Source organism: Nocardia vinacea, from assembly GCF_035920345.1.
Taxonomy (GTDB): Bacteria; Actinomycetota; Actinomycetes; order Mycobacteriales; family Mycobacteriaceae; genus Nocardia; species Nocardia vinacea_A.
The window spans coordinates 6,960,311-6,982,411 of sequence record NZ_CP109149.1 but is presented as its reverse complement, the minus strand read 5'-3'; the positions used below and the strand labels follow the sequence as shown (position 1 = coordinate 6,982,411).

At 62.7% G+C, this 22,101-nt stretch carries 19 protein-coding genes and 1 pseudogene; 8 read left to right on the top strand and 12 right to left on the bottom strand.

Going from position 1 to position 22,101, the window contains the following annotated elements; genetic code table 11:
• The first annotated feature begins 84 nt into the window (after nucleotides 1-84).
• Complete coding sequence (locus tag OIE68_RS31850) at nucleotides 85-774, top strand: hypothetical protein (RefSeq protein WP_327094685.1); 690 nt, start codon at nucleotides 85-87, stop codon at nucleotides 772-774.
• Nucleotides 775-1,127: 353 nt separating this feature from the next.
• Here the strand turns inward: OIE68_RS31850 and OIE68_RS31845 are convergent, their stop codons facing one another.
• Nucleotides 1,128-1,538, bottom strand: coding sequence for a hypothetical protein (locus OIE68_RS31845; protein ID WP_327094684.1), 411 nt, complete (start codon nucleotides 1,536-1,538; stop codon nucleotides 1,128-1,130).
• 581 nt (nucleotides 1,539-2,119) lie between these two features.
• On the opposite strand from OIE68_RS31845, the gene OIE68_RS31840 reads away from it, so the two are divergent.
• The 6 genes from OIE68_RS31840 to OIE68_RS31815 all read left to right on the top strand — a co-directional run bounded on the left by OIE68_RS31840 (nucleotide 2,120) and on the right by OIE68_RS31815 (nucleotide 11,058).
• Nucleotides 2,120-2,425 carry a hypothetical protein gene (locus OIE68_RS31840; RefSeq protein ID WP_327094683.1) on the top strand — a complete coding sequence of 102 codons (306 nt, stop codon included), beginning with the start codon at nucleotides 2,120-2,122 and terminating at the stop codon, nucleotides 2,423-2,425.
• 332 nt (nucleotides 2,426-2,757) lie between these two features.
• Nucleotides 2,758-3,159, top strand: coding sequence for a hypothetical protein (locus OIE68_RS31835; RefSeq protein WP_327094682.1), 402 nt, complete (start codon nucleotides 2,758-2,760; stop codon nucleotides 3,157-3,159).
• A gap of 2 nt (nucleotides 3,160-3,161) precedes the next feature.
• Nucleotides 3,162-3,770 (top strand): type VII secretion target, encoded by a 609-nt coding sequence (locus tag OIE68_RS31830; RefSeq protein WP_327094681.1) that lies wholly within the window; start codon nucleotides 3,162-3,164, stop codon nucleotides 3,768-3,770.
• On the top strand, nucleotides 3,771-9,293 hold the full coding sequence (locus tag OIE68_RS31825) for a putative T7SS-secreted protein (protein WP_327094680.1): 5,523 nt from the start codon (nucleotides 3,771-3,773) through the stop codon (nucleotides 9,291-9,293).
• 45 nt (nucleotides 9,294-9,338) lie between these two features.
• Nucleotides 9,339-10,073 carry a hypothetical protein gene (locus OIE68_RS31820; RefSeq protein ID WP_327094679.1) on the top strand — a complete coding sequence of 245 codons (735 nt, stop codon included), beginning with the start codon at nucleotides 9,339-9,341 and terminating at the stop codon, nucleotides 10,071-10,073.
• Nucleotides 10,074-10,527: 454 nt separating this feature from the next.
• Nucleotides 10,528-11,058: a hypothetical protein gene (locus OIE68_RS31815; RefSeq protein WP_327094678.1), complete on the top strand. Its 531-nt coding sequence runs from the start codon at nucleotides 10,528-10,530 to the stop codon at nucleotides 11,056-11,058.
• Between the two features lie 619 nt (nucleotides 11,059-11,677).
• Here OIE68_RS31815 and OIE68_RS31810 read toward each other — a convergent pair.
• Both OIE68_RS31810 and OIE68_RS31805 read right to left on the bottom strand, forming a co-directional pair.
• On the bottom strand, nucleotides 11,678-12,613 hold the full coding sequence (locus OIE68_RS31810) for an ADP-ribosylglycohydrolase family protein (protein WP_327094677.1): 936 nt from the start codon (nucleotides 12,611-12,613) through the stop codon (nucleotides 11,678-11,680).
• A 273-nt stretch (nucleotides 12,614-12,886) separates the two neighbouring features.
• Nucleotides 12,887-13,639, bottom strand: a complete 753-nt coding sequence (locus tag OIE68_RS31805; protein ID WP_327094676.1) for a dihydrofolate reductase family protein — start codon at nucleotides 13,637-13,639, stop codon at nucleotides 12,887-12,889.
• A gap of 142 nt (nucleotides 13,640-13,781) precedes the next feature.
• On the opposite strand from OIE68_RS31805, the pseudogene OIE68_RS47210 reads away from it, so the two are divergent.
• Nucleotides 13,782-13,904: pseudogene (locus OIE68_RS47210) on the top strand (phosphatidylserine/phosphatidylglycerophosphate/cardiolipin synthase family protein); the annotation flags it as partial.
• A gap of 331 nt (nucleotides 13,905-14,235) precedes the next feature.
• Here OIE68_RS47210 and OIE68_RS31800 read toward each other — a convergent pair.
• The 9 genes from OIE68_RS31800 to OIE68_RS31760 all read right to left on the bottom strand — a co-directional run bounded on the left by OIE68_RS31800 (nucleotide 14,236) and on the right by OIE68_RS31760 (nucleotide 21,832).
• On the bottom strand, nucleotides 14,236-15,315 hold the full coding sequence (locus OIE68_RS31800; protein WP_327094675.1) for an ADP-ribosylglycohydrolase family protein: 1,080 nt from the start codon (nucleotides 15,313-15,315) through the stop codon (nucleotides 14,236-14,238).
• Nucleotides 15,316-15,424: 109 nt separating this feature from the next.
• Nucleotides 15,425-16,240: a TY-Chap domain-containing protein gene (locus tag OIE68_RS31795; RefSeq protein WP_327094674.1), complete on the bottom strand. Its 816-nt coding sequence runs from the start codon at nucleotides 16,238-16,240 to the stop codon at nucleotides 15,425-15,427.
• The gene (locus OIE68_RS31790; RefSeq protein ID WP_327094673.1) at nucleotides 16,237-16,719 is read right to left on the bottom strand and encodes a DUF6301 family protein; all 483 of its coding nucleotides are present in this window, start codon (nucleotides 16,717-16,719) and stop codon (nucleotides 16,237-16,239) included. Before OIE68_RS31790 ends, OIE68_RS31795 begins: the two co-directional genes overlap by 4 nt.
• Before the next feature lie 113 nt (nucleotides 16,720-16,832).
• Nucleotides 16,833-17,189 (bottom strand): DUF6301 family protein, encoded by a 357-nt coding sequence (locus OIE68_RS31785; protein ID WP_327094672.1) that lies wholly within the window; start codon nucleotides 17,187-17,189, stop codon nucleotides 16,833-16,835.
• 18 nt (nucleotides 17,190-17,207) lie between these two features.
• Entirely contained in the window at nucleotides 17,208-17,657 is a 450-nt protein-coding gene (locus tag OIE68_RS31780) for a TY-Chap domain-containing protein (RefSeq protein WP_327094671.1), read from the bottom strand.
• A complete protein-coding gene (locus OIE68_RS31775; RefSeq protein ID WP_327094670.1) occupies nucleotides 17,654-18,154 on the bottom strand; it encodes a DUF6301 family protein in 501 nt (166 codons plus the stop codon). Before OIE68_RS31775 ends, OIE68_RS31780 begins: the two co-directional genes overlap by 4 nt.
• Before the next feature lie 176 nt (nucleotides 18,155-18,330).
• Nucleotides 18,331-18,681 (bottom strand): hypothetical protein, encoded by a 351-nt coding sequence (locus OIE68_RS31770; RefSeq protein ID WP_327094669.1) that lies wholly within the window; start codon nucleotides 18,679-18,681, stop codon nucleotides 18,331-18,333.
• A 656-nt stretch (nucleotides 18,682-19,337) separates the two neighbouring features.
• Nucleotides 19,338-20,099: an ESX secretion-associated protein EspG gene (locus OIE68_RS31765; protein WP_327094668.1), complete on the bottom strand. Its 762-nt coding sequence runs from the start codon at nucleotides 20,097-20,099 to the stop codon at nucleotides 19,338-19,340.
• Nucleotides 20,096-21,832, bottom strand: a complete 1,737-nt coding sequence (locus tag OIE68_RS31760; RefSeq protein WP_327094667.1) for a hypothetical protein — start codon at nucleotides 21,830-21,832, stop codon at nucleotides 20,096-20,098. Before OIE68_RS31760 ends, OIE68_RS31765 begins: the two co-directional genes overlap by 4 nt.
• Nucleotides 21,833-22,101 lie beyond the last annotated feature (269 nt).

Sequence of the window (22,101 nt, the reverse complement as noted above, 5' to 3'; positions counted from 1 at the left end):
AGTGCTGCTGGGCGAGCCAGGCTACCGGGACAGGGAGGAACATGATGATCTGGCACGTGACGCGGCGATCAGTAGGCGGTGGGGATGCCCGCTCTATCGGGTGAATCCGCCGAATCCGACAGCTCGTCCGATCCCGACCCGGTGACGCCGCAATCGCTAGTGCGGCGTACCGATTCGGGCAATCGGCTGCTCAGGGTGATCACGGCGGGGTTCATGATCGCTGGCGTTGTCGTGTTCGTCTTCACGGGGGTAACGGCCTGGGTGAGGACAGCCGATCAGCCCGCGCTGTACACCGTCGATGGTCTTGGAAACCCTTGCGCCATGATCGATCTGTCCCTTTTCGAGCGGGTCGCGGGCCCGGCGAAACAGACGCCCGTGTCCGGAAAGGTCGATATCGCACCCCCGGTGGCGCTCTACTGTGACAATGTCGAGTTGGACCACGCCATGGTGAATCTGAAGGTGGAGGTATCCGACCGGCGCACCGAGACGACTGATCTGCGCCCGGAGTACGACAGGGCACGCACTCTGGTGTTGGGGCGCTCCGGGACCGATATCGTCACACGAACGGTACCCGGTATCGGTGAGGACGCGTATCTGTCGGCTTCGGTTGAAGACTCGGGCATCGCGATGCACGGATGCGATGCAGGGCTGATTCAGCGCAACGTTTCCGTTGAGATCCGATTCGACTTGTTCAGATCGCCGGAGATCAGTGCCTACGATCTGGCCGACCTCTGCGAGCAGCAGCTTCGAACCGCCGCAGGGCGGTTGCGATGACTACCGATGGTTCACGCGACGTGCCGGTTCCCACACGAAGCGCACAGCCCTGGTACAAGGTCGGCGCAGCCGCCACGGTTTTCGTCGTGTCTGTGGTGACCGCCGTATTTGTCATTACCGGCTACCATCCCGGCGGTCCCTTTCGACCCAACCCTGTCGTACCGGTACAGCCGACGGCAGCTGTGAAATATCGGCCGGGCAAGGTTTCACACGCCTGTGCGGCGTTGGACCTGTCCGCGATCGACCAGCAGGGCATGCGGCAGACGGAGCCCCCGACGGGGGCAGAGCTCGTCGCCGGTGATGTGGCGGACAGCCGACTGGAATGTCGAGCCGATTTCGCCGGGGTCGATGCCTCAGCTACGTTGCAGATGTGGGTCGATTACACGCTCGACCCCGCCGGTGGGAACGCCGAGTTCGACAAAATCAAACGCGCCGCGGTCGGTGCCGCAGTGAGGACCGAAAACCTCGACGATATGGGTTCGGAAGTGCAAGCCCTGGCCGTGCTGCGGGATCGAGATTCGAATTCGGAGTCTCACAAATTCAGCATCGAGATCGCCGTCGCTGACGGAAACCTGTTCGCGACTACGACCTTCACTGTGCGCGATCGCGCCGGTCACCTCACCAGCGACGAGGTAAAGCAACAATGCGAGCACCAGATGAAGACTCTGCTGGCCCACCTGCGTTAGCTCGCCGCGCACGCATTGGCGGGTGCGGCAGCGGCGGGCAAAACGCTGTCCCGGTTCGTCATGCTGGACGACGAACAACGTTGGACAGCGTTGCGCCACATGAATTCCATCGGCACTGCGGATGGGTTGCCTGGCTATCGAGTACGCGCGCTGTGCAAGTCCGTCGCCAGTCCACCGCCGAAGGATGGGATGAGCTCGAGCGAATGCTGGCCGCGGATTAGCAGGAGGCGCCCTGAACCGCTTTGACGCTGACCGTCCAGTTGAACGCCGGGCATATTCACCGACTGGATAGCGTGATGGTTACCAGGCACCGGCCGACGGTGTGATGGGCAGCATGGCGGCCGCTGAACGGAACGCGTACTCCCTGCGGATGTGGGCGCCGTCGGTTGGTTCGGTATCCCCACGGAACCGGACGTCCGGTACTCACTCACCAATCGTTAAGGTTCCTGCAAGGCCCACTGGCGATGATGGTGCCCAAACCGGCGATCTATCAATGGATTTCATATGCGTTCCGACTCTGATACTGACCAGCAGATACTCGACTCAGCCGCCTTCGTTGCTGTGGCTCATGGATTCGGTGGAGGCTCGGGTTCCGGCCACCCTGGCCGAAGTTGCTGTGTCATCGGGTGAGGATGACCACGATTCCTTCACCGACGCACGTGCAGTCGGTCGCCGAGATCATCGACGAGGACTGGCGCCCGAACTCAACTACCGAGATCGGAGAAACCCCAATGCGTAACACCCGATTCCGCGCCACCGTGATCACCGTAGCAATCGCGGTAGCCGCTGGATTCGGCCTCACTGCGTGTGGCAAGACGGAACGCTGGTGCGAACGAGACCAAGGCGATGTTTTGGTCGAAAACTGGCACTGCGAGCAGAACCTGGCGGGCTATGAGTGGGAGCCAGACCACGACAAGCCGAAGACAAAGAAGAAGCCGATCAAGTCGAAGAAACAGAACAGATGACTGACCGTGGCTCTGATCGCTGAAGGGCGTGAGGTGGTGTCCGGTCCAGAGCCCGACAGCACCGAACGCGTTCGCGAGTGCTCATCCGAGTGGAACCCTCGAGGGTGTCCCAGGCGGGGCCAGCCACGATCGAGTCGAGATTGTTGAGTGGCGGTCGGTCTCGCGTCTCTTCCCGACGACGAATCGGCCGATTCTGACTGCCACCAGCGGAGATTGACGATGATGTAGTTCCAGCCCGGGGGCAAGCGTTTCTGGATCGGATGGCGGCCACCGAGCCATAGGTATGCTGCGATGGGCCTGGTTTGGTGGGTGGCCGATAGATCGTGAGCGGGGTGGCTAGGCGATTGGCTGAATTCGACAGTGGTGCCGCGTTGCGAGCGGAGATCGCTGCTTTCTATGCCGGTTTCGGGCAGCCGGAGGTGCTGGCGGCGGCGTTCGGGCAGGCTGGTTTATTGGTGCCGTTGGTTGATGATGATCGCCTGTACACGGCCCGGCTCGGGGGTGTCGATTGGATCTGCGCGTTCACCAGCGTCGAGGAGTACGCCCGCTATATGGCTGCGCGGGGCGTCGCTGGTGATCAGGAGTATCGGTATCAGTCGCTGTTGGGGTGGCGGCTGGTCGAGTACGCCTCGGGGCGTTCGGAGCCCACCGGTGTGGCTGTCGATATCACCGGTTCGGCGCCGATGGCGTTTCCGCCGCAGGTGTCCGAGGATTCTGTCGGGGACGGGAGGTAGCGGTGGGGGACCAGTTGAATGTGGATCCCGCAGTACTGCAGCAGGCGGCGGAAGGGATCACCGGGGTCATCAGTGAGCTGTCGGATCTGGGTGTCGGGGAGACCGGGGCGATGGGGCGCGGGTTCTCGTTGTTGACCCTGTCGCCGATGGAGGCGGGTAAGGCGTCGGTGCAGAGCGCTTTCGAGACCTTCACCGAGCGCTGGTCATGGGGTGTGCGGGCGCTGGTGCAGGCGGGCAACGAGATCGCGAAGACGTTGGGGTTGGCGGCGGGGCGCTATCACATCATGGATGAGAAGTTCTCGAACACGTTCAAGGAGATGTTCACGCAGCTGACGGGCAACCCGCATCTGTCGAAGGAAGAGATAGATGCGCGGTCGTGGGGAGACACGTTGGCCGACAACCAGTTCAACCAGATCCGCCACACCGATTACAGCGCCGAATCGTTCCAGAACGCGTTCACTCATATCGGCACGAACGTCAAGGTGATCGAGGCGGTGGGCCCGGACGCGTTGGGTAACAACGGTCCGATACCGGGGATCCCGCGGCATTGGAATACCGGTGCTGCCGAGCGGGCGGCGGAGATCATGAATGGCCAAGGTGGGGGCGAATAGGTGAGTGGTCTCGGTGATTTCGTCAACAAGGTTGGTGACGCGGTCGAGCACGGCGTCGAATCGGCCACGCAGAAGGCCGGTGAGCTCGCCGATGCCGGTTTGGACGCGGCGGCGGGGCTGGCGCGCAAGGTCGGTGCCGACGGGGTCGCGGAGAACCTCGACGATCTCGGGGACAAGATCGCCGATCTGGCTGGCGGTGAAATAAAGGAACGCGAACTCGGACAGACCACCGACCCGAAAGAACTGATCCGGGGCGAGCCCTCAGCGATCCACGACGCCGTCGAAGCGCTGCAGAAGATGGGCGATTCGATCGGCAAGACCGGTGACGCGCTGCGCACGGTGAACACCGCGGACTGGACCGGGTCGGCGGCGGAGGAGTTCCATACCGAGTTCGCGAAACAGCCGAAGCTGTGGTGGGAGGGCGCTGATGCGATGCACAAGGCATCGGGTGTGCTCGACGGCTGGTACCACGAGGTCACCGCCGCGCAAACCAAAGCCGCTGACGCGATCGCGAAATGGGAAGCAGCCGAAACCGAGGAAACCACCAAGAAGAACCAGTGGAACGCCCTGTCGGATGAGCAGAAACGCAAGACACCACTGACCGACACGTGGACCTCGATCCACAACGAGGCCCGCGAGATCCTGCGCGGCGCACGCACCCAACGGGACAGCGCAGCGGCCTCGGCGGCGGCGGCGTTGGCGGCGGCGACCGAGGCCGCCCCGACCGAGCCGCCGTTCACCGAACGCTGGACAGACAATGTCTCGGATCTGTCGGGGGCGTTGGATCAGGCGAAGCTGAACTTCACCTCCGGGTTGCTGACCAGTTTCACCGGGATCGTGCAGTTCGTGCGGCAGGTCAGCCCGATGGACGCCTACAACCTGACCCATCCGGCCGAATACTTCTCGGGCATGTCGGATCTGGGCACCGGGTTGGTGGTTGCGGCGGCCGATCCCGGAGCGACGGTGTCCTCGATCCTGTCCGGTGCGCGCAAGAACCCGTCGGAGTTTCTGGGGTCTCTCACCGGTGACCTGATCACCACCGTCGGCACCGGCGGTGCGGGCGCGGCCAAACCTGCCCTGTCGGCGCTGGACAAGATCGGTGACGTCTCGAAGGTCAGCAAAGCGACCCACACCGTGGCCAGCGCGGCAGAACACGCCCCGCACACCACCCCACATACCCCGAGCTCCACGCCCCACAGTCCATCGTCGACTCCGCACGAACCGGGCGCACCAACGAGCACACACCCGACAACCGAAGCGCCGTCACCAACCACGACCGCGAGCGAGCCGGGCACACCCACCGGAACCCACCCAAGCACCAGCGAGCCCGGCACACAACCACACCCGACAACCGAATCGCCAACGCAACCGGGCACAACCACACCACAACCCGAAACCCCCACCCACACACCGGACTCCGGCACACCAGCATCCGACAACACCACACCAGGACACACTCAGCCGGACTCACCGCAGCAGACGCATTCCGAACAGCCTGTATCGCAGCCACATCCAACCGGCGAGCACCCGAGCGACACACCCCATGAGCAGCACCCCGATTCGCCCTCAACGCGACCGGATTCCGATGCGCTGATGCGCACCGAGCCCGAAACACCGAACCAACGTCCTGACTCGAACCCAACTCCCCACGCAGATTCACCCAGCACACCAACAGACCACGGCAGCAACGGTCCACAGCAGGCTCACGACGGAAATCCGACCCACCCGGACGGTCACGACACAACACCGGGCGCACACGACAAACCGGCCTCGGAACAGCAGCCAACACACCACGATGGTGCGCAGGACAATCCCACGCCGCAGGACCGCGCCGACGCCGATAGCGGCGCACACGGCAAGGCAGAGGAATCCGGCCCGGAGAAAGACCAAACCCCGAACCAGAAGACCTGCTCCGACGACCCTGTCGACATCGCGACCGGCGAATTTCTTCTCCCCGAAACCGATCTCGATCTACCGGGCGTACTGGCGCTCACACTGCGTCGCACGCACAGCTCGAACTACCGATTCGGCCGCTGGTTCGGTCCCTCCTGGTCGGCGACGCTGGACATGCGCCTTGTCGTCGAGCACGAGGGCGTCACCTTCATCGGCGAAGACGGCATTATGCTGGCCTACCCGCACGCAGAGGTCGGAGTCGCCGTAGAGCCGATCACCGGCGGCCAGCGATGGACATTGACTCGCACCGAGGTCGGCGGCTACCGAGTATGGGACCAACACCGCGAACTAATCCGGCACTTCGCTCCCGAATCCGCATTAGGCGGTATCGACTCCCGCCTGGGCAACTACGCAATCTCTGCGATCACCGACCGCCACCGCAACCGAATCCGCTTCCACTACAACACCGATGGCGCACCGGTGGAAATCTCACACTCCGGTGGGTATCGAGTCCGCGTCGAAACCTCCGCAGGACGGGTGACCAGCCTGTCAGTCCTGGGTGCCGACCGACATGGCGCCGAAACCAGCACCCCGGTAAGGCAATTCACATACGACGCTGGCGAGCTGTCGGCAGTGATCAATGCCGTCGGCGCTACCACCAGCTACACCTACGACGTCGAACACCGGATGACGTCCTGGACCGACTCCAACGGCAACCGCATGGTCAACACCTACGATGAGTCCGGGCGCGTCATCTACCAGCGCGGCACCGCCGGAGTCCTCGACACCGACTATGAATACCTCGAATTCCCCGACGGCACCGGCAGTCTCACTACTCTCACCGACTCCCTTGGCGCGACAACCACCCACGGCTTCGACCGAGATCTGCGGCTGCGCGACCTGGTCGATCCCTCCGGTGGCCGCACCCACATCGACTACAACGCCGACCGTCGACCCCTGAAAGTGATCGCACCCGACGGCACGGTGACCCGATACCGTTACACGAGCGACGGTGACGTCAGTGAAATCCTGCGCCCCGACGGCAATTCCGTCGAGATCGAGTACATGTGGCGCAACCGTCCCACGCGATTCACCGACGCTGACGGCGCAGTTCGGCACCAGGAGTGGAACAAGAACGGCGACCTCGCTGCGACCGTGGACGCTGCCGGAGCCAGGACCACCTACTCCTATCACCCCAACGGTGCCGTTGCCGAGGTGACCGACGCAGGCGGTGCACGCACCGCCGTCGAGGTGAACACAGCCGGACTCCCGGTCCGAATGGTCGACCCGCTGGGGGCGGTCACCACCATCGAACGTGATAGCTTCGGCCGCCCCTACGAGGTAATCGACCCACTCAGCGCCGTGACTCGCTACGAATGGCGACCCGATGGAAAACTGCTGCGCCGCACCGACCCTGACGGCTACACAGAATCCTGGACATATGACAGCGAAGGAAATGTCCTAACCCACACCACCCGCGCCGACACTGTCACCACCTTCGACTACGGCGCCTTCGACCTGCTGCAAACACGCACAGAGCCCGACGGCTCGACCACTCGCTACACCTGGGACACCCAACGCCGACTCACCGCGGTCACCAACCCCCTCGGCCAACCCTGGAGCTACACATACGATCCCGCTGGCCGGTTGATCTCCGAGATCGACTACACCGGCGCCACCACCAGCTACGCCCACGACCAGGCCGGACGCATCGCCACCGTCACCCCGGCAACGGGAGTCAGCCGCCACCACACTCACGATGTCCTCGGCCGGCTCACCCAGATCGTCGCCGACACAGGCGAATGGATCCGCTACACTCGCGACCCCGCCGGTCGCGTCCTAACCGCCGACACCGGAACTAGCGAAACCCCCACTCACACTCTCGAATTCATCTACACCGTGACGGGGCGCGTCGCTTCTCAGAAGCTCGACGGTCACTCCGTCACGACCTTCGAACACGACCGACAGAGCCGCCGCACGCGCCGAACCACTCCCTCCGGCGCCACTACTGACTGGCATTACGACTTCACCGGACGCGTCCGAGCCCTCAAAACTAACGACCACGACATCACCTTCACCCATGACTCGATCGGCCGTCCCATCGGCTGGCGTGTGGACGAAATTGCAATCGACCGCATCCTGACCAGCATTGGCTACGTCACTCATCAAGAAGTCACTGCCTATCCGGGCACTTCGCTGGCGCTTGATCTCGGGCCCTCCGTGCGCCCCAGCCCGCGGCAGGTGCGATCCGACGAGTACATCTATCGTCCCGACGGATACCTCACCGGCCATATCGCTACCGGTTCCGATGGTGTGGTGACCGGTCAGCGTGATTTTGTCCTGGATGCGGTCGGCCGCGTCACCCGTATCTCCTCACACGGTGCGCTTGCCGAACAGTACAGCTACGACGCCCTGGGCAACGTCACAAGCACACTGCTTGCCGCCGACCCCGACTCCGACCTCGTTCGGCCGCCCGGTGCATCGGGTATCACCCGTGGCGAAGACACGGGTGCCGACAACCTGCGTGAATACCGCAACAACCTCCTCATCCGCGACGGACGCACCCGCTACCACTACGACCGGGCAGGTCGACTCATCCGCAAGACCACTACTCGCCTGTCTCACAAACCCGACGTTTGGCACTACCGCTACAACGGGTTCGACCAGCTCACCGACGTATGGACCCCCGATCATCAGTGGTGGCGATACACCTATGACGCGCTCGGCCGCCGCACCACCAAACAGCAACTCACCACCGACGGCACTGTCGTCGAGCAAACGGACTACACCTGGGACGCCACCCACCTCATCGAACAATCCACGCCCAGTGCAACTACACGCTGGCAATACCAGCCCGGCAGCTACACACCCATCACACAAGAGACTGATCAGGCTGCGGTCGACCGAGAATTCTTCGCTATCGTCACCGACCTCGTCGGTACCCCTATCGAACTCATCGACCCCAGCAACGGCCACAGCACCGCCACCTCCACGACCGACCTCTGGGGACGGACCACCTGGCACGGCACCGCCGCCAGCCCCCTCCGCTTCCCTGGCCAAATTCACGACGCGGAAACCGGTCTCAACTACAACTACCAACGCGTGTACGACCCAGCCACGGGCCGTTACCTCACCCAAGACCCCCTCGGTCTCGCGCCTGCGCCCAACCCGAACACCTATCCACACAACCCACTCAGCTGGAGCGATCCACTCGGCCTGATCCCCGAGGAATGTGGCAAAAGGTTCGAAACACGAGACGATGCGGAGCGCGCAGCTTTCGAAGCAGCAGGTGTCCCCTACGGAAGGACTCCCGATGCCGAGTGGACAGTAATGGGAGACGTCCGATACGCCCATGTTCCTGGCCATTTCTACTCGCCCGATCCGACGCACTGGGGGAATTTCAGGCAATTCGAGATGGAGCAAGGGTCACGGGTGATCGTGGAACACACCGATGATCCGGCCGGAACGCACTTTCACGCCGGACAGCCCAAAGGTGAGTCAACGCAAACTGGGGTCAACTTCGGATGGGACAACTCTCCAGGACCTCCCGGAGGGAGTCGATACAATGAAACATTCCAGCGATACGGGAGCATTGATGGGCCGCACGGCGACCACCACTTCTTCTACTGAAAGAAGTGACCGCATCAGTAGCCGCCCAGACGAAGGAGCCTGCGAATGAGTACTCCGGCGATCCTATCTGAAGAGCTGCGCCAGTCACTGACATCGATCGGCCTCGCCATTTGCTCCGACAGCACAGAAGGCGTTCCCTCGCCATCGCAAGCAATGCAGGCCGTAAACGGCGGCGAAGTGGAGCCGAAATACACAGTCCCCTACCGCTCAGACGACGCGCTCGGCGAGCTGGACAGGCTGTGGCATGCCGAAGCCAACGCCGTGTCCCTCTACGCAAATGCAGGTAAGTTCCTGCTCATACTTCCGGGACCAGGCAGTAGTCATGCCGGCTGGTTATGTGTCCAAGACACGGTAGGGGAAAGGCTTCCCTCCCGAATTATTGCGATTACGAACTCTCCCGAGTTCATCGCAATGTCGCTCGACGGTAAGCAACTCTGCGCCACTTCTCGAGAGGAATATGACTACTGGGTTATCAGCCACAAATTCACCGAGCAATTCAAAGCTGCTGACCATAAGCGGAGCGTGATCTATCCTGAGGTGCGTCGGCTGGTGAAAAGTGGAACTTCCCTGAGCGATCTACTGTCTTATCTGAAATCGACGGGGTATTTTAGAGGTCACAAGATCGAACTGATGAGCATACTGAGAGAAGCTTGCGGGATCTCGCTTTCCGAAACCGGGGAACTGGCGGCGCTACTGGACCAGTATTGCACGCCGATCGTTCCAATGGATCAACTTGAAGCGAAATGGCAGTATATCGTTTCTGATAATCGGCAAGGTTGAACACTCGGCACTTTCGGCGGCGGACTGCGAGTGACGGACGGCGCGACACGTCGATGTGTGAGCAGCGCTGGAGGGGATGTCGGACCGCTCGGCGCGGTCCAGACCTTGCGCGAGCGAGTGTGACTTTAAAACATTGCAAATACCGCACGATTGCCCTGACGAGGGAAACATTCATCTCGCCCACTCAGGGATTTTCGGATTCCTATGCCGCCGACCTTTTAGAATTCGAGCTCCGTCCGAGAACAATCGACGAACTAGCGGAAATCGGTGTCAGAAGCAACGCGAAGGCCGTCCAAGATCTGTATCCGGATATGCCGGTGGTATCAAAGGGTTGGCCGGAGTTTGCGGCGCACTTCGGGGGTGAAGGTCTGGGGCACGTCAATATTGGGTTGGGTCGAGTTCCTGCATTGCAGATATTCAACGATGCGACAGTCAAGTGGAGGGAGATAGTACGATGACTCCAGAGGATGAGAAGGTCATACTAGGGTTGGTATACAGCCCAGCAAATCCGACTCGGGTCGGTTCGCCCGAAGAAGTGCTGCGGCACTTCGGGGCAAGCGATGGTCGGGAACTCGGATTGAAACTGCTGAAAGAAGCGATCGAAAGTCGTGATGCCGACGGTGTCGAACTAGCTCTGATTGTGAGCTCCGAGTTCGGGCTCACAATGGATTATCTCGACACGCTGTTGCAGTTGAGTTCAGCAGATTGGCACTACATGCACGAAGCTGTGGTATCGCTGCTCGGGCAGCTACGGACACCGACCGCGGTCGATGCGTTGTATCGAGCTGCGGTCTGGATTCCAGATTATCTCGACTACGACGACAACAGGGCCCTCGCAACGAAAGCGATCTGGGCGCTTGGTGGCACACCCGGGCTGGAAGCAGAAGCAGCCTCAGTCCGGCTGGGCGATTCGGACAGTCAGATTGTGCGGCAGGGAGCCGAAGCGCAGCTCAAGCGCAGGCAAAAGTCTCATACTGCAACGTAGGGAAGGGTCCGCATATCGGCTCTTAACATGGGTTATCCGCATGTTAGCCAAGAGTCGCTGTTCGAACATGTTCGGGTAGACGGTCGGATACCGACCCGGGTCGAGCATCTGGTGTTCCTGGAAACTGAGACCTGCCGCCGCCTACTGGGTCGGCTCGATGCCGCGTGGCCGATGCCGGTGCTGAAGACCGCGACACTGCGCGATCGGGGCGCCGCGCATCGGGCGGCGCGGACCCTGCTCGGTCGAATTCTCGAGTATGGTGAACGGCTGTCGGCGACGGATAACACGTTGCGCCGCAGCGGTCTTTCGGTGCCCTACTGGGCGGCTTCGGATGAGGTGGCTCACCTTCTCGAAGCGTTCGCCGCGGTGGAGGCGGAGCTCGCATGGCAGCAGACGGGGTGCCCCTGGCTCACCTCACCGACCGGCTCGACACCTGGTGTCGTGATTGCCGGGCAACCAGCAACTTGCGCGAACTGGCGGAGTGTTCGCGAAAGACTGTCATGGAGACCAGTCACAGTAGAGCGTTGGCTGAAGGGTTTCTGGGCCGCGCATGCCGAGTCCGATCCCGGGGCGCTTGGGCACGAATGCGATGACAGGCCGGCGGATGCCGGCCGCGTGGTCATCTCGACGATGCGCCGGACAGCCATCGTCGAGCGCGGTCGAATACAGAATTCTTGCGCCCGCGTGTTCGATCGATCGGGTTGCACCAGCGGGGCAACGCCTCTCGCGCGGCAAGCCATGTCTGGGGTATCCCAACGATCGGACCCGTGCGGTTGCCGGTGTAGGCGGCGACGATTCCGCCGACGATGGCGCTGGTGGTGTCGATATCTCCGTCTGCCGCAATACATGTGGTGACTGCGGCCGGGTAGTCGTCCAGATATGTGGCCGCGACCCACATCGTGAACGGCACCGTATTCTGCGCGGTGACCAGAGATCCGTTGCCGAGTTCTTTCGCTGCCTCGGCGGCGGGGGCTCCGAGCAGGGTGCGGGCGCGGCGGATCAGCCGGGTGGTGTCACCGTGGTCGAGGCGGTCCAGGACGCCGGTAATGAATTCGGTTGGTGTGGGCCGTGTTCCGTTCAGGCGGGCATGCGCGGCGTGGGCTGCGGCGAGTGCGACCGCGACGGCGCCGGTGATGCCTTCGGGATGTAGATGGGTCACCTGCGCCGACCGGACCGCTTCGGCGACAACCTTTTCCGGATCGCCAGCATAAAAGGCACCCAACGGGGCAACCCGCATGGCCGCACCGTTGCCGCAGGAACCTTCGTCACCGAATGCGGCTGCGGCCGCCTTGCGCCAATGCACGCCATCGCGGACTCGACGCAAGGTGCCGACCGTGGCGAAGCCGTAGTCACGGGCCGGGTCGAAGCGTCGCGCGAAAGCGGTAGCAAGCCGATCCTGGTCGATCTCGCCGCGACTGCACAGCTCGGTAACCACAGAGCAGGCCATCTCGGTGTCGTCGGTCCACCCCCACGGACCGGCAGGAAGATTACCTGCCCGAAGATCTGCGATGGATCGGCGCATGATCGGGAACTGCTGCCCCAAAGCGTCCCCCACGGACAGTCCATCCAAAGAATCAAGCATCAACTCGACATGCATTGCGTCCGATGATAGCCAAGGGGAAGACGATCTACGCGGATGGCGAATGTGTGTCTGAATCTTCAACGGCGGCTGTGGATGTCGGTTCGTCGCTGCAAGTGCGCGGATGAGTTCGGTGACGTGTTTGCGTTGCTCGCGCCCAGGAGAGCTGCTTCCGGTTGGCGGGGGTGTGCGCCTCGTCGAGTTCGAGCGCGATTCAGGACCCGTGCGCGACATCGCGCACATCGGGCTTCAAGGCTTGGATACAGCGCGAATGGTGTCGATCGAGGACGGGGTCTCGGGGTTGTCGATGAACCGGCTGACCGAGGTTGGAATCAGGACGACATCAGACCGGTGCGCGTCGCCGTGATCGCCACGGTGATGGCCAGCGGTGTTGCGCGGGCCTGCTGGTTCGTAGGTGCCGAGGACGATGCCGAGATCGGTCACGGTGAGCTCGACTGGGCGCATCGTCGCCGGGAGGATGCCGTTGTTGAACAAGCGGCGACCGGAGCCGAGTACCAGCGGAAACGTCATCAGGCGGAAGCGGTCGACGAGTTCGTGCTGCAACAGTGTCTGGAGCAGTTTGCCGCTTCCCCAGATCTGCAGTTCGTCGCCGGGTTCGTTCTTGAGCGCCTGTACCGCTGCGACGATGTCGCCGGTCAGGAGGTGAGCGGTGTCGGGGTGTTCGCCGCGCCAGGTGGTATCGGCTTCGCTGAGTGAGTTGGATACGACGTATTTGGGTAGTGAGTTGATCGCGGTGGCGATGGGGTTGCCGGGGTCGGTTTGATCGGGCCAGTAGCTGCGGAAGATGTCGAATGTTCTGTGACCGAATAGGAACGCGCTGGCGTGGCTGTTGAGTTCGGTGACGAACTCGCCGACGGTTTGGTCCGGGAAGGGGGCCTGCCAGCCGCCGTGGGTGAAGGCGTCGCTGGGATCTTCCTCGGGTCCGCCGGGGGCCTGCATCACGCCGTCGAGGGTCAGGAACGTTTGCACGGTGAGTTTCATGTGACTGTAGACGGAGCGGCGCACTGATTCTGAGCGGTCGCACGTCGAATCGCTGCGGGCGGAGTCAGAACGCATCTCTTTCATGCCGGTGACAACAACCTGGTCGACATGACCGGCGACCCCTCCGCGCGCACCACCTCTTCCCGACGCCTTGCGAGAGTTCCTCGACCGCGGTGTAGAGATCTGGTCGTCGTCCACTCTGCACGCCAAAGTCGCGGCTACGGCGACCTCGGCGGTCATAGGCTCAGCGAACGCCTCTCACCACTAGACGGCAATCGACGAAGCGGTGATCATCAGCGACGACCCCCTGTCGTCGAACAGGTCGTCTTGCCGTCCGAGTCGGAATTCGTCTGGCTCCTGCGTGAAACGCAGGAACTCCTCGAATAGGCCGACTGCAGGGAGTCTGTTCAAGTGTTTGTTTAGCTGCTGTGCCGCGCGTGTATCGCGCAACTCCCGCAACAGGGCGGTACCCAGTTTGCCGTACTCGTGCCGCTCTACCCAATGTTGTCATCCACGGTCAGCGGCCGATCGCGTTGGACCGCCGCCGCGATCTCCGAGATCCAGCAGACCAGTCACGCGAACCAACGACTGACCCCTTACAGTCCCTCGTCGAACGGGTACCGGTCGTGTAACGCGGATCGGTCGCCGACAAAGTAGTTCAGGACGAGGTCGTCAGCGACTTGGACCAGCACATCGCGACCCTCGACTGCGGATGCCCACTCCATCGGCAGTCCGGACACACCCTGGGTGGCGCCGATCAGGTTGCCGGCGACCGCACCGGTGGAATCGGAGTCACCGGAATGGTTCACCGACAACAGCAGTGCTGCGCGCGCATCGCCGGTCCGGACCGCGTACAGGGCGCAGTACACCGCGATGGCCAGGCACTCTTCTGCGATCCACCCCGCGCCGACCTGCTCGACCTTTTCCGCGGTCGCCACGCCCTCGGACAGCTCGACAGCTCGGGTCAGTGCCGCGATGGTTTCCGCACCTGCGCGGAATGCCGCGAGTTGAGTAATGGTTTGCTGCACGGCAATCGGCAGTTCGATACCGCTGACAGCACGATCGATTAGTGCCGCGAACGCGCCCGCGGCGAGGTATCCCGTGGGATGCCCGTGGGTCAGTTGCGCGCTCCGAGCGGCCGTGGTGAATGCGAGATCACCGCCCGCTCCGGCCAGTCCGAACGGTGCCGACCGCATTACTGTGCCGCAACCTTTCGAGCCCGGATTCACCGGACCGGGTTCGTCGAGCATGCCTGGGGCGAGATACCCCAGTGCCTGCTTGTTCAGCCCGGACATGCAGGCATTGCCTGGTGCCCGCGCTGCATACAGAAACGGTTGACTCGCCAGCCAGCCATCACTGTCTGGTGCGGGAGCATCCTGTCTCTGGGTCTGCAACCAGCGCAGATACGCCTTCCGCAGCGCCGGCACCGGGTCGACACCCGGAACGGACCGCAACAGGCCCTCCGCGGTGAACAGCGTCATCTGGGTGTCATCGGTAATCTGCTGCGGCGCACCCGCGTCGTGCTGCGGCAGAAAGCCCTGCACGCCCTCGGCTCCGTACCGTTGGCGAATCTGCGCTAGTTGCAAGAATTCGATAGGCCACCCGAGCGCATCACCAATCGCCCCGCCCAGCAGTGAGCCTCGGACTCGGTCGAAGACCAGCGTGTAATCACCCACGGGACACCATCATTGCGCATGCGGGCGGCACAAACTCCACCCAGCCACACCCGAAACCCCTGACAGCCCTTGCCCGTGCGACGGTGTGACCGTCAGCAGGCGCAAAAGGTCATGGAAATTCGCGGACTTCGACAACGTCGAAGCCGACGGACCGGGCGGCGGTGTCGAACATTTCCTGCCACTGGTCTACGTCGGTGCTGTCTATCAGGGCATCGGGCATGACTTCGACGCTGAGGGACCACCGGTTTTCACCGTCGCGCCACAGCTTGGCCAGCACCGAGGCATCCCCGCCGGCGCCGAGCTCACGTGCACCGAATTGCATGTCATCGGGGTCATCGAGACGGCCGCGGCGGCTCAGGCCGAGTGTGTCACGCAACTGTTCCAGTCGACTGTGGTCGAGTTCCCCCGAAAGGATCAGCAGCAACCGGCGTTTCGCTCTGGCCGGGTGTTCCCGATCTGTCGCCGATGCCGCCTCGTTGGGGGTTGGTTCCAGCCCCAGCAGGGGAAGGGCGAGATCGGTGTTGCCCTTGTTCTCGTTCCACGCCGTATACGTCAACTGCGCCGGGGTAGCGATCCCGAACGCGTCCCGTAAACCGGAGGTGATCATTGCGGCCAGCCTGCGGTATTCGGCCCGTAGCGCGGGCCACGCCACGTTGTAGGACCAGTTGTAGCTGTCGCGCCCGACGGGCGGCTGCCAGCCCAGGTCAGCGATGTGCTGAAGGCCTGCGGCATCGGCTCGCACCTCGGGGTCCAGCATGCCGGGGCCAGGTAGTTCGGCGCACAGCTCGGTATCGGTCTGATAGAACTGCGCATACCGGCGTCGGTCCAGGTTCGGTACAGCCTCCCTGATAGACACAACCGCGCCGGCAGGCAGCGACCCCAACTGGGCGGCCAATCGATCCGTGAATTCGGCCCAGCTGGTCATGACCGTTCTGCCTCGGCGAGTGCGTCGCCTTCGTCGTCGAGAGCCAACTGCTCGTTGGGCACCAGCTCCAGGTTCACCACGCTAGGAAAGGCTTTCAGCGCGAGAGTCTGCTGTGGTCCGGCCCACCGCACCTGGGGGTATTCACCCGGGATCCGCATGGTTGGTGCACCGAGCGCCTCAGTAAGCGCACGCGTCATGTGCACGAACGCGTCCCACACGTTGTCGGCCTCATCGGAGTCGATGTCGGTCACCGACTGCATGATGTGGTGGGCTTGCCCGTCCCAGCCGTCGACTCCACCGCTATCCAGCCCGAATCCAACGTCAACGCTTACCGAATGTGGGCCGATCCGCTCGACATGCCAACCGAATTCCGCGGCCAGTTCCGGCACGTCAGCCAACCGCCACGACCAATCCAGCGACCGCAATCGAAGCGCCAGCTCGATAATCTCGGTGTCGTCCAGCGTCCGCCAACCCGTCATAACCCCGCTCTATCGTTATTCTCGAACACGGCCATTCCGCGCCTGCCCACACTGTCACGTTCACGCGCCCTGGCCTGATCCGTCAATTTCGGCTCGCTGGTCGACGGGTGTTGTCAATCCTCTTGGTCGAGGGCGTTGAGCCAGTCGTTGGTTACCAGCTGTAGCCGGACGGTGTGGTGGAAGTCGATCAGCCGCAGGGTTGTTTCTGGACCGGCCCAGCGGATTTCGGGACCCCTGTCGTCGAGGCGAGCGGTTGGTTCGCCGAGGGATCTGGTCAGTACGTCCGCCATCCGGGCATGCGCCGCCACTGTGTCATCGCGGCCGTCGGGTGTATCAGCTGCCTGGGTGCTGACGGTGACTTCGATGCGTACCGCGTCGCCGTCGAAGCCGATGATGTCGACGGTGTCCGGGCCGAGACGGGAGGCGAACTGAACCCGGTCCGTTGAGTGGCATGGTCTCCGTGTCCCCAAAGCTCGGATGACAACCGATCAATCCTGGCGTGCCAGCCCGAGCAGTGGCAGGTTGAGGTCGCGTTCGTCCGCGTTCTTGTTCCACGCGGCGTAGGTCAACGACTCTGGGTCGCTGATTCGGAACGCGTCACGGAGTCCGGTCACCACCATTGCCGCCAACTGGCGGTATATGGCTGAATTGACCGGCCAAGGCAGCTCGATCCACCAGTAGGGGCCATGGTCGTCATCGGGTTCCTGCCAGCCTGACTCGGTGATCAGGCGGTATCCCGTTTTGTCCGGCCGTGCGGTGGGTTCGAGGAACTCATCGCCCACCAATTCGGCAAGTAGCTCGCTGTCGGTCTGCGCGAACTGCGCGAACCGCTGGTGGCCTGGGGGAAGTCCCGCTTCGATGATCTTCACAATCGCGCCTGCGGGCAGTACCGCTAACTGCTCGGCCAGTCGCTCGGCGAATTCCGCCCATTCCGTCATGTCAGGCCCTGCTGCTGTTCGAATTCGATGGATCTATCGAGAGCGGCCAGCGAGGCGTTCGTTTGATACGTCAGCTGGACAGTATGTGCGAGACTCAGATTCTTCAGGCGCAGTGTTGTTTCCGAAAAAGCCCAACGGATTTCTGCGGCTTCCCCCGGCATGCGGGCGGTTGGCTCGCCGAGAGCGCCGGTTATAGCGCCGGACATCCTGACGAATGCGTCACGCACCATTGCTCGGCCGGTCGCGTCCTCGCTCGCGGAGCCTGTCACCATCAACTCGATGGACTCGGCCACCCCGTCGCGGCCTGTTACCGCACCGCTGCTCAGCCCGAAACCGCAGTCGAGCATGACCCAATCCTTTCGGGTCATCAATACCTTCCAGTCGAACCTTGCGGCTATCGCGGGCACCTCTTGCAGCTGCCACGACCAGTCCAATGACGGCAATCCGGTAGCCAATTCGACTATCTCGTCATCGGTCAGCGCACGCCATACCACCATGGATTCACCTTATTCATATCGCCGGATCGGGCAGCTGGCACTAGTGAAGACCGGAGATCCGATCATCGCCAACCCGATCGATGTCACGGTCATGGCCATGCATTAGCGCTGGCGCAGAGACGCGCTTCAGCAGCAATAGCCCCCAGCGCATACGGATCTATCTCGAGGCCACTGGATCAGTTGATGGCGCGTTCCTCGCTCAACGGGTTACCGGCCGCATCGACTTCCTCATAGTCGATACTGAATTCGAGTTTCGCGCTTCGGCACTGTTCGGCAAGTTCATGTAACCGGGCAACGGCGTCCTCGACGGCGCCATCGATATGGCCTTCGAGGAGGAAATAATTCGGGGGATTCTGCGGTGATGCCTCATAGCAGAGCAGTTCGAAATCGGCTGTTTCGTAATGCGTTTCCCATCCTCGGCGAGGCCGCACACGTAGATCGTCGGTCGAAAGCCACGATCTCAATATCTGCTCGACAATTTCCGGATTACCGGTTTCGAAGCTTCCGTGGAACGACGTACTCGGCACGAATCTACTCTACCGAGACGGCACGAGAAGCACTCGACAAGACCTGCCGTAGGTACGAGCGATCACACTTCCGTACTGTCTCACGCAGCGGAGGCGGCCAGACACGGCTGCCCCCTTTGGAATCCAGAAGTATGCTTCCGAGTATTGCTGGTAGGACCACAACGAGATGTTCGCCGAGTCCGGGCTGGCCGAACTCCTGTCGAATGCCCACAGCGCGAGGCTAGTCCCCGAGAAGCGGTTGGTTGACCGAAAGCTGAAGGGTTACTTGTGAATCCGAGCGCGAACCAACTGACCGGAATGACGTGGGATGATTCCGTGAAACTATCGATAGCTGGTGCGCTGTCTTGATCAAGCTGTCCGTTGGCCGAGAAGCCCTCGCAGCCGTTCGAGTGCGGCAACGGCTTCGGCCACGAGTCCTTGCATCCCAGTGTTGGTGGTGGCGCGGATGATGCGTTGGATTTGGTGGGGGAGTCGGTGTTGTTTGCTGGCTCTCGCCTCGGTGCGCTGCATTTGCACTCGGTGCGTGACGCACCGGCATCCTCATGTAGTTCCATCCCGGGGTTGCAAGCGTTTCTGGACCGGGTGGCGGCCAGCGAGCCATGAGTATGCTGCGAGGGGGCTTGGTTTGGTGGGGGGCGCCAACCGATCTCGGGGCCTTATATGTGGTCGAGTTCGGCTCTGCGGTGTAGCTCGTTGGCGATGGTGTCGGCGGTGGCTGGGGTCACGGTGGTGTCGTTGTCGTTGACATCGAAGAGGTATCGGCCGGCAGCGGGGTGTCCGTTGCGGATGTCGATCCAGCTCAGGTAGTTGGCGGGGTGGGGTCGCCGGTCGTGTAGGTAGCGGTCGATGCGTAGGTTGCCTTCGGCGTTGCGTGGCGCGCGGAGCAGGGTTCGGATGCGTTCTTCGATGGGAAGCTGGCCGTTGTCGGAGCGTCGGTAGGAACTCGGTTGTTCTTGTCCGCGTACTCGTCGGGTGTATCCGGTCATCTGGCCTGCGGCTCCGGCAGGGGCTGTCGGCAGGGTGGCGGCCAGGTGCTTGCCGAGGTTTTGTCGTTGGGTGACGACGAGTTTGATGTCGCCGCCGAAATCGGCTGTCGTACCGGACTTTTGGAAGAGGATCACGCCGAGATCTGCGATGGCCGCACCGACTGATCTGACTCGCTTGTGGGAAGTGAGTGATCGGCCGGTGCACACGATCCGTAGGTCGGGGTTGGCGAGTACTCGAAGGGGTCCGGTGAGATCGGCATCGTTGTGGTGTGGGTAGCGTGCGCTGATTTCGCCGACCAATTGTGCGTATTCCTCAGTCGTCGAGGCTGATTCGATGATGCTGATCGGATCCGGGTACTCGTCGAGTCCCGTTTCGGCCCACACCCATGCGAATTCGTCGGGCGTGAAGTCCCAGACTGTACGGGTATTCACCTGCGAGTGCCGCCGGTGGGTTCGTCCGCGTTGCTATCCAAGGGTCCGACTCCGGTGAAGGTGACTGGTTGTGCTGGTGTCGATTCGACCGGGGCGGTCGGCTCGGGACTGGTGTCCATGGGTCCGACTCCGGTGAACGTGGTTGGCGGGACTGGTGCTGGTTCGACTGGAGCGGCCGAGTCGGGACCGCTGTCCATAGGCCCGACTCCGGTAAAGGTGACAGGCGGCGCTGGTGCCGATTCCACGGGGGCGACGGGAGCAGGACTGCTGTCCATGGGTCCGGCTCCCGTGAACGTGACTGGCGGTGCCGGTGCCGGTTCCACGGGTACGGCCGGTTCGGGACTTGTGTAGTCCGCTCTGGCAGGCGGATTGGGTCGCGGGGCGTCGTCAAAGCCCCAGTCTTGACCGAAACCGGCATCGTGCGCGGGGGCTAGGTCGGCACCGATGTCACCGACCGGGCTGGTGAGATCTTCCGTCCAGTCGGAGTGCACTCGCCGTAGGTAGTCGGGTGCATAGTGTTCGGCTTCGGTTTCGTCTTTCTTGCGGGCTCCTGCTCCCGGTGTCATTGGACCCATCCGGCCTGCGGAGGCACTGGTTGCGCCACGTGCACCCGAACTCGACGCCGCAGCCCCAACAGGACTCGTTCCTGGTACGCCTGGTCGAGTAGAACCAGGGCCACCAGGCTCGGAACTCGAGCCACCCGGCCCATTGGAGCCCAGGCTGTTCGGACCGGGTCCGGTGCTCGGGCTTGCGGTAGTGGCGGCCGCGTTGGGGTTCACTGCGGCGGGCGTAGTGCTGGTCGGAGTGGTGGCCGTGTTGTTGGTGTCCGGGAGCAGGCCTTCGGGCAGTCCGAAGCCTGATGGGTTGGTTGACGTTTCGGATTCGTTGCCTGTGCCCGTCTGGGTGGGGCTTTGTGTCGGCGTTTGAGTGTTATCGTCCGGGGCGTTCCCGCTGGCACTGCTCGCGGGTCCGGTGCCGGTGGTCGGGCCGTCTTCACCTGCGATTTGTGGCACGGTCGTGTATGCCGGTACCCCGGTTCCCGCGGGTGGAAAGGTGGGCGTGTAGGCGGTATTGAGTGCGCGGATCGCCGCTTGGCGCGCCTGTTCCTGAGCGGTGCGGGTTTGTTCGTCGTACTCGGGGTTGATCAGTCCGGGCAGGATCGACTCGGCGGGGTTGTCGGGGTTCGGGGCTGCCGTCGATGTCGGTGGCGGCTGGACTGCGGTGCGTACGGCTTCGGCCGACCATGCGAGCGAATCCAGGCGACTGCTGACCGAATCGAAGACCCGGCCGATCTGGTTGGCCGCTTGCGAGAACCGTTGCGACGCTGCTTGTGCCGCTTCGCCGCTGGCGCCCTGCCATAGGCCGTTGCCGAAGATTCTGTTCATGCCCATCAGATTGAAGGTGGACAGGTTGACCAGGTCGGAGTGGTTGTCGAACCAGATTCGTTGCAGAGTGCGCAGGCCGGCCGCATCCAGACCGCCCAGCCCGTTCGCTGCCCCGTGCACGGCTTGGTACATGGCCTGGTGGGTCATGCCCTCGAAATGCTCTGTCGTGCTGACGAAGTCGGGGTCGGTGCCGAAGCCGAGGTCATCGAGTTCGGCGTCGCCTTGGCCGACTCGGGTTTGGGCTTGTCCCGCCTTCTGTTGTGCGTTCACGGTTTGCTGCAGGGCCGCGGGGTCGATGGTGCCGGAGATCGGCAATTGGATGGGTACGACTATCCCGGGTAAGGGCATCGGGTTCGCCGCTGGTTCGTTTTCCCCGCCCACGTCGCGCCCCCTTGTATCGCAAACATAGTCCCTTCGCACGGCAGACTAGCACGTCACGGCCTATCGGATCGGCTGTCGTGCGGGCAGTTCGAGCACCAACGTGGACGAGCATTTCGGGCGTTGTTCGACTGGTCATCGGTTGTCCCACTGCAACTTTCGGCTGTGATCCCGCTGCGGGAGTGTGCTGCTGCCGGCGACAGCGCGGGATCGCGATGCGGGTTACGATCCTTGCCGCA

What these genes read in the sequence shown, in the direction of transcription:
- OIE68_RS31850 (WP_327094685.1), top strand. Translation starts at nt 85, where the DNA reads ATGCCCGCTCTATCGGGTGAATCCGCCGAATCCGACAGCTCGTCCGAT.
- OIE68_RS31820 (WP_327094679.1), top strand. Translation starts at nt 9,339, where the DNA reads ATGAGTACTCCGGCGATCCTATCTGAAGAGCTGCGCCAGTCACTGACA.
- OIE68_RS31815 (WP_327094678.1), top strand. Translation starts at nt 10,528, where the DNA reads ATGACTCCAGAGGATGAGAAGGTCATACTAGGGTTGGTATACAGCCCA.
- OIE68_RS31805 (WP_327094676.1), bottom strand. Translation starts at nt 13,639, where the DNA reads ATGAAACTCACCGTGCAAACGTTCCTGACCCTCGACGGCGTGATGCAG.
- OIE68_RS31795 (WP_327094674.1), bottom strand. Translation starts at nt 16,240, where the DNA reads ATGACCAGCTGGGCCGAATTCACGGATCGATTGGCCGCCCAGTTGGGG.
- OIE68_RS31790 (WP_327094673.1), bottom strand. Translation starts at nt 16,719, where the DNA reads ATGACGGGTTGGCGGACGCTGGACGACACCGAGATTATCGAGCTGGCG.
- OIE68_RS31780 (WP_327094671.1), bottom strand. Translation starts at nt 17,657, where the DNA reads ATGACGGAATGGGCGGAATTCGCCGAGCGACTGGCCGAGCAGTTAGCG.
- OIE68_RS31775 (WP_327094670.1), bottom strand. Translation starts at nt 18,154, where the DNA reads ATGGTGGTATGGCGTGCGCTGACCGATGACGAGATAGTCGAATTGGCT.
- OIE68_RS31760 (WP_327094667.1), bottom strand. Translation starts at nt 21,832, where the DNA reads ATGCCCTTACCCGGGATAGTCGTACCCATCCAATTGCCGATCTCCGGC.